The 6666-nt window shown below is 65.3% G+C and carries 5 protein-coding genes and 1 pseudogene; 2 read left to right on the top strand and 4 right to left on the bottom strand.

Annotated elements, in window-relative coordinates:
• The 4 genes from MOV74_RS27880 to MOV74_RS27865 all read right to left on the bottom strand — a co-directional run.
• Positions 1-700 (bottom strand): glycosyltransferase family 39 protein (locus MOV74_RS27880; RefSeq protein WP_246929803.1); only part of this gene is annotated, 700 nt, incomplete at its 3' end.
• Between the two features lie 248 nt (positions 701-948).
• Complete coding sequence (locus tag MOV74_RS27875; protein WP_246929802.1) at positions 949-1803, bottom strand: ribonuclease HII; 855 nt, start codon at positions 1801-1803, stop codon at positions 949-951.
• Between the two features lie 73 nt (positions 1804-1876).
• Complete coding sequence (locus MOV74_RS27870; RefSeq protein WP_246929801.1) at positions 1877-2332, bottom strand: VOC family protein; 456 nt, start codon at positions 2330-2332, stop codon at positions 1877-1879.
• A 22-nt stretch (positions 2333-2354) separates the two neighbouring features.
• Positions 2355-3533: a PA0069 family radical SAM protein gene (locus MOV74_RS27865; protein ID WP_246929799.1), complete on the bottom strand. Its 1179-nt coding sequence runs from the start codon at positions 3531-3533 to the stop codon at positions 2355-2357.
• A 211-nt stretch (positions 3534-3744) separates the two neighbouring features.
• Between MOV74_RS27865 and MOV74_RS27860 the strand changes: the two genes are divergently transcribed.
• Both MOV74_RS27860 and MOV74_RS27855 read left to right on the top strand, forming a co-directional pair.
• Positions 3745-6159 carry a phosphoketolase gene (locus tag MOV74_RS27860; RefSeq protein ID WP_246929797.1) on the top strand — a complete coding sequence of 805 codons (2415 nt, stop codon included), beginning with the start codon at positions 3745-3747 and terminating at the stop codon, positions 6157-6159.
• Between the two features lie 2 nt (positions 6160-6161).
• Positions 6162-6666, top strand: a pseudogene (locus MOV74_RS27855) (acetate kinase); the annotation flags it as partial.

Raw genomic sequence — 6666 nt, 5'->3', positions numbered from 1 at the left:
GCAGGGCCGGCATCGCAAGCGTCTCGGCCCGCATCAGCCAGACCGCATAGGGCAGCGCCAGAACCGCCACGACGATCAGCGCAAACAGCGGATCGAGCGCGCGCAGCGTCCGGCGGCCGCCTGCGGTCGAGACCGCGAACACGACGAGCAGCAACAGGAGAAAGATCGCCGCGGGCGTCGTCAGCAACAAGAGGCCGGCCTCGATCGACCAGGCGAACCAGGCATTGCCGCGGCGCTGGCCGATGATCTGCCAGGAGTGCAGCAGCAGCAGCGCCCAGAGCGGCCGGGCCAGGATGAGGGGGCCGAAGTCGAGCGCCGACGAGGAGAAGGCGAGCACCGTCATGGTCAAGAGCACGGCAAGCACCGCCTGCTGCGGGCCGACCACGGCGCGGGACAGATGATAGAGCGCGATGAAGGTCGCGATCTCGCAGAGCTCGGCCAGCACATAGACGCCGAACATGTGGCCACCGGCGGCGCGATAGGCGATGTCGGCGAGCCAAACCGGCAAGGGTGGACCGAGGTCAGTGCCGACCTGGTATTCGCGTCCGAAAGCCAGCAGCGTTCCGAGGGTGCCGGGCGGGCTGCGGTAGAACACCAGCGCCACGAACAGCCACATCGCGGCCTGGAGCAGCACGACGATCCAGACGATCAGCCGCGGCCGGGCGCGAATGAGCTCGATGACCAGGGAGGTAAACCGCATGCAACGCCCGAAAGATGCAGCCAACCCGTCCAGCCGGCCCTATTCGCTCACGTCTGTTTTGATAATGGGCGCTGCGCGTCGTGGCAACCGCCACAAGTCGTCATGCCCAGGCTTGTCCCGCCTGCGCGGCCGAAGCCGCTTCAGCGGGGCGAAGGCCCGGGCATCCACGTTCTTCGTGCCGTGGGTAAGGCGTGGATGGCCGGGTCAAGCCCAGCGATGACGATACTAAGGGTCAGCAGCGCTAAGCCTTAAAGATTTGCCGACGCGTCGACTTCCACGTTGGCTTCCACCTGCACCTCGGTGACGGAGAACAGGTCCTGCACCGGCTCGACCGTCCAGGGCATATGCTTGACGCGGGCGGCGACGACGGGAGCGAAGAAGCTGCGGTGATGGACGGTGGGACCGAGGCGGTCAAGCGCGTCGAGGTGCTCGGGAACGGCGTAGCCCTTGTGCTGCTCGAAACCATAGCCGGGGCAGTCCTGCGCCAGCGCGCACATCAGGCGGTCACGCGTCACCTTGGCGACGATCGAGGCCGCGGCGATCGACAGGACGATGCCGTCGCCGCCGATCACGGCCTCGCAGTCGCAAGACGTGTCGAGCCGATCGCGGCCGTCGACGAACACATGGCGGGGCGAGTCGGGCAGCGCGACCACGGCGCGCTTCAGTGCCCACAGCGAGGCACGCAGGATGTTGTCGCGGTCGATCCGGGAGCGCGAGGCGACGGCGACCGAGACCTGCGCAGTGGCGCAGATCTTGTCGAACAGCCTTTCCCTCTCCTCGGCCGTCAGGCGCTTGGAATCGTCGATGCCGCGCGGAATGCGGTCGGGATCGAGAATCACGGCGGCTGCGACCACGGGTCCGGCGAGCGGCCCGCGGCCCGCCTCGTCGCAGCCCGCAACCGGCCAGACACCTCGCTTGATCAGCGCGCGCTCGCGACGGAAGCTCGGCGGCGCGAGCGCGATGATGCCTTTCCTGCCGGCCGGGACCTTCATGGCCGGCGCCTTGGCCCCCTTCGAAGGCGCTGCCTTCCTGGCGGCGTCCTGCTTTGGCGCGTCTTTGGCCGGCTTCTTGGCCGACGTCTTGGCGGACTTGTCCCGAATCATGGCCGGGATCGTGCGCAAGCGGCCCGGCCTGCGCAACCGGGAACCCGGGACAATTCCCGTTATTCAGGTTGGCCTACTCCGCCAGATGCACCCGCCGGTCCTCGCCGACATCGATGCCGGGCGCGACCACGACCTCCCAGGGATGGCCGTCGGGGTCAGCGAAATAGCCGGAATAACCGCCGTAATCGGTCTCGTGCGTGGCCTTCACCAGCTTCGCCCCCTTGCCGAGGGCGAAGGCCATCACCGCATCGACCTCGTCCCGTGTCCGACAGTTCCAGGCGATCGTCATGCCGCGAAAGGCCGTCGGCCTCGGATGGTCCGGCAACGCGGCATCCGCCGCGAGCCGCCCCCACGGAAACAGCGCGAGCACCGGACCGCCGGTATCGTAGAACGCGACGGCCTCTCCGGTCGCCTTCAGCCGGCGCGAGAAGCCGAGCGCATCGTAAAAGGCGATGCTGGCGCGGATGTCACTCACACCGAGCGTGATGACGGTGAGCCGTGGCAACGGGGCCTGGAGTTGCTTGCTCATGCGACGCCTCTTCCACTCCCGGTCAGAACAGGCTGAGCTGATCGCCGTTCCGCTTCGGCCGCGCAAAGTGATCCGTCGTCAGCTTTGAGCGCCGCTTGTTGAGGCCTAGCCTGTCGCAGGCAATCTCGAAGCGGCGGCCGATGGTCCAGGCCATCGGTCCCGTGCCCTTCATCCGCTCGCCCCATTTCGCATCGTAGTCACGCCCGCCGCGCATGTCGCGGATCAAGGTGAAGACGTGGCGATAGCGGTCCGGATAGTTCGCCATCAGCCATTCGCGGAAGAGATCACGCACCTCCAGCGGCAGCCGCAGCAGCACATAGGAGGCTTCCTTGACGCCGGCATGGGCGGCGGCATCGAGAATGCGCTCGATCTCGGAATCGTTCAGCGCGGGGATCACGGGCGCGACCATCACGGTGGTCGGAATGCCGGCGTCCGAGAGCTGCTTCAGCGCCTCCAGTCGCTTCGGCGGCGTCGAGGCCCGCGGCTCCATGGAGCGCGCCAGTTTTGGATCGAGCGAGGTGACCGAGATCGCGACCTTGGCGAGATTGCGCTTTGCCATGCGCGCGAGAATGTCGATGTCGCGCACCACCAGCGCGGATTTGGTGACGATGCCGACAGGATGACCGGCGCGTTCCAACACCTCGAGGATGCCGCGCATGATCTTCCGCTCGCGCTCGATCGGCTGATAGGGATCGGTGTTGGTGCCGATCGCGATCATCCGCGGCTCATAGCCGGTCGCGGCGAGCTCCTTCTCGAGCAGCGCGGGCGCCTCAGGTTTCACAAACAGCTTCGATTCGAAATCAAGCCCCGGCGACAGGCCGAGATAGGCATGAGTCGGCCGGGCAAAGCAGTAGACACAGCCGTGCTCGCAACCGCGATAGGGATTGATCGAGCGGTCGAAGCCGATATCGGGTGAGTCGTTGCGGGTGATCACCTTGCGCGAGGTATCGACCCCCACACTGGTCTTGAACGGCGGCAGCTCTTCCAGGCTCTGCCAGCCGTCGTCGAACGCGACGCGCGCCTCGGCCTCAAAGCGGCCGCTTGCATTCGACTGCGCACCCCGCCCTCTCCGGCGCGCGCGGTCGATGGCGACGCCGAGCTCTGGAAAATCGGCGGGAAAATCAGAGTCCGCACCCGCCGGCTCGGAGGGCGCCGTGACCGGCGGGTGCTTGAGAGCATGAGAGGATGCTGCTGGACTCATGAAGCCAAGATAGCACGCCAAAGGAACAAATCAAGAACGCAAACGAAAAACTGAAAAACAACCCCATGCAAAGGTGCCGCCCAAATTTCGGGCGTGGTCCTTTTGACCTCACGCAACACGCCCGTCATGGCGATTTCGTTTGATGCCGGTCAGGGATCAATCGCCGCGGAACAATGTTGGTGACGATCGCCGGGTGAAGGTCAGCAGGAACATGACAAAGCAACAACAATCGGCCTCAGCGAGCAGCGACCTCGATCTCCTTGACCGCTACTGGCGCGCCGCGAACTACCTCTCCGTCGGGCAAATTTACCTGCTGGACAATCCCCTGCTGCGCGAGCCCTTGCGCCCCGAGCACATCAAGCCGCGTTTGCTCGGCCATTGGGGCACGACGCCAGGCCTGAACTTCATCTACGCCCACCTCAACCGCGTCATTCGCGCGCTTGATGTCAGCGTGCTCTATGTCTGCGGCCCCGGCCATGGCGGGCCGGGCATGGTCGCCAACACCTATCTGGAAGGCAGCTACAGCGAGATCTATCCCGACATCGCGCGTGATGGGGACGGAATGCGCAAGCTTTTCAGGCAGTTCTCCTTCCCCGGCGGCATTCCGAGCCACGCGGCGCCGGAAACGCCGGGCTCTATCCACGAAGGCGGCGAGCTCGGCTACGCGCTGGTGCATGCCTATGGCGCGGCGCTGGACAATCCTGATTTGATCGTTGCCTGCGTGGTCGGCGACGGCGAAGCCGAAACCGGTCCGCTCGCTGCGTCCTGGCACTCCAACAAATTCCTGAACCCCGCCCATGACGGCGCGGTGCTGCCGATCCTGCATCTCAACGGCTACAAGATCGCCAATCCGACCGTGCTCGGGCGAATGCCCGACAGCGAGATCCGCGATCTCTTCCGCGGGTTCGGTCACGAGCCGCTGTTCGTCGAAGGCGACGATCCCAAATTGATGCACCAGGCCATGGCGGACGCACTCGACGTCGCGCTCGCCAGCATTCGCTCGATCCAGCAGCATGCAAGGGACGGCCGCAAGGCACTCGAACGGCCGCGCTGGCCGATGATCGTGCTGCGCAGCCCGAAGGGTTGGACCGGTCCGAAAGAGGTCGACGGCAAGAAGGTCGAGGGCTTTTGGCGCGCGCATCAGGTCCCCGTCGCAGGCTGCCGTGAAAATCCGGCACATCTCAAAGTGCTCGAAGATTGGATGCGCAGCTACGAGCCGGAAAAACTGTTCGACGCGAGCGGTGCCCTCATCCCCGAGCTTCACGCGCTCGCGCCCGAAGGCCTCCGCCGCATGGGCGCCAATCCGCATGCCAATGGCGGCCTCCTGAAGAAAGAGCTGAAGCTACCGGACTTCCGCAACTTCGCGATCGAAGTGCCGCAGCCCGGCGGCGTGATGGCCGAAGCGACGCGCGAGCTCGGCAAATTTCTGCGCGATGTCATCCGCCTCAACGCGAAGGAACGCAACTTCCGCATCATGGGCCCGGACGAGACCGCGTCAAACCGTCTGGACGCGGTGTTCGAGGAGACTGAACGCGTCTGGATGGAGCCGATCGAACCTTACGACGTGCACCTCGCGCAGGACGGTCGCGTGATGGAGGTGCTGAGCGAGCATCTCTGCCAGGGCTGGCTCGAGGGCTATCTGCTCACCGGCAGGCACGGCTTCTTCTCGTGTTACGAGGCCTTCATCCACATCGTCGATTCCATGTTCAACCAGCATGCCAAATGGCTGAAGGTCACGCGCGAGCTGCCGTGGCGGCGGCCGATCGCCTCGCTCAATTACCTCTTGACCTCGCATGTCTGGCGTCAGGACCATAACGGCTTCAGCCATCAGGACCCCGGCTTCGTCGATCTCGTCGCCAACAAGAAGGCCGATATCGTCCGCATCTACTTCCCGCCTGATGCCAACACGCTGCTGTGGATCGCCGACCATTGCCTGCGCACCTACAATCGCATCAACGTGATCGTCGCCGGCAAGCAGCCGGCGCCGCAATGGCTGTCGATGCAGGAAGCGGCCACGCATTGCGATGCCGGCATCGGCATCTGGACCTGGGCGGGGACGGAAGATGCAGGCCGGGAACCCGACGTGGTCATGGCCTGCGCCGGCGACGTGCCGACGCTGGAGACGCTCGCCGCCGTCGACCTGCTGCGAAAGGCGCTGCCGGACTTGAAGATCCGTGTCGTCAACGTCGTCGACCTGATGACCCTGCAGCCGAAGGATCAGCATCCGCACGGCCTGTCCGACCGCAACTTCGACAGCCTGTTCACATCGGACAAGCCTGTCATCTTCGCCTATCACGGCTATCCGTACCTGATCCACCGGCTGACCTATAACCGCACCAACCATGCCGGCATGCATGTGCGCGGTTTTGCCGAGGAAGGCACCACGACGACGCCGTTCGACATGGTCGTGCTCAACGAGCTCGACCGCTACCACCTCGCGATCGAGGCAATCGAACGCGTGCCCGGGCTCGCGGCCAAAGCGGCGCAGGCCAAGCAGCAATTCCGCGACAAGCTGATCGAGCATTCGCGCTATGTGCGCGAGCACGGCGAGGACATGCCCGAGGTCCAGGACTGGGTCTGGCCCAACAGTTCTGGCGGCAACACCCCGACTGAGGCCGGCGACTAGCCATGTCGGACACGGTCCTCGTCCTCAACTCGGGATCGTCGAGCATCAAGTTCGGCCTGTTCGATATCTCGGCTGCCGAACCCAACCTGCTTTGCAAGGGCCTGCTCGACGAGCACGAGGCAAAACCTGGGCTCGTGGTGAGAAGCCCCGCGGGCGAAAATTTGTTCGAGACGCGAAGAGAAGCGGCGGACGCCGACGGCGGCCATCTGTTCGCCGACGTGCTGACCTTCATCGAGGACCGGTTCGGCGAAGGCAGCCTTCGCGCCGTCGGCCACCGCATCGTTCACGGCGGGCCCCATTATTCAGACCCGGTCACACTGACGCACGACGTCACAGCGAAGCTGGAGGGATTGACGCCGCTGGCCCCGCTGCACCAGCCGCGATGCCTCGCGCCGGTTCGTAGGTTCACCGCGATCCGGCCTGCGCTGACGCAGATCGCGTGCTTCGACACAGCCTTCCACCACGGCCTCGCGCCGCCCGCGAGCCGCTTCGCGATTCCGAGGCGCT

The sequence above is a fragment of the Bradyrhizobium sp. SHOUNA76 genome, assembly GCF_023006445.1.
Taxonomy (GTDB): Bacteria; Pseudomonadota; Alphaproteobacteria; order Rhizobiales; family Xanthobacteraceae; genus Bradyrhizobium.
This window is presented reverse-complemented; position numbering and strand designations above follow the sequence as displayed.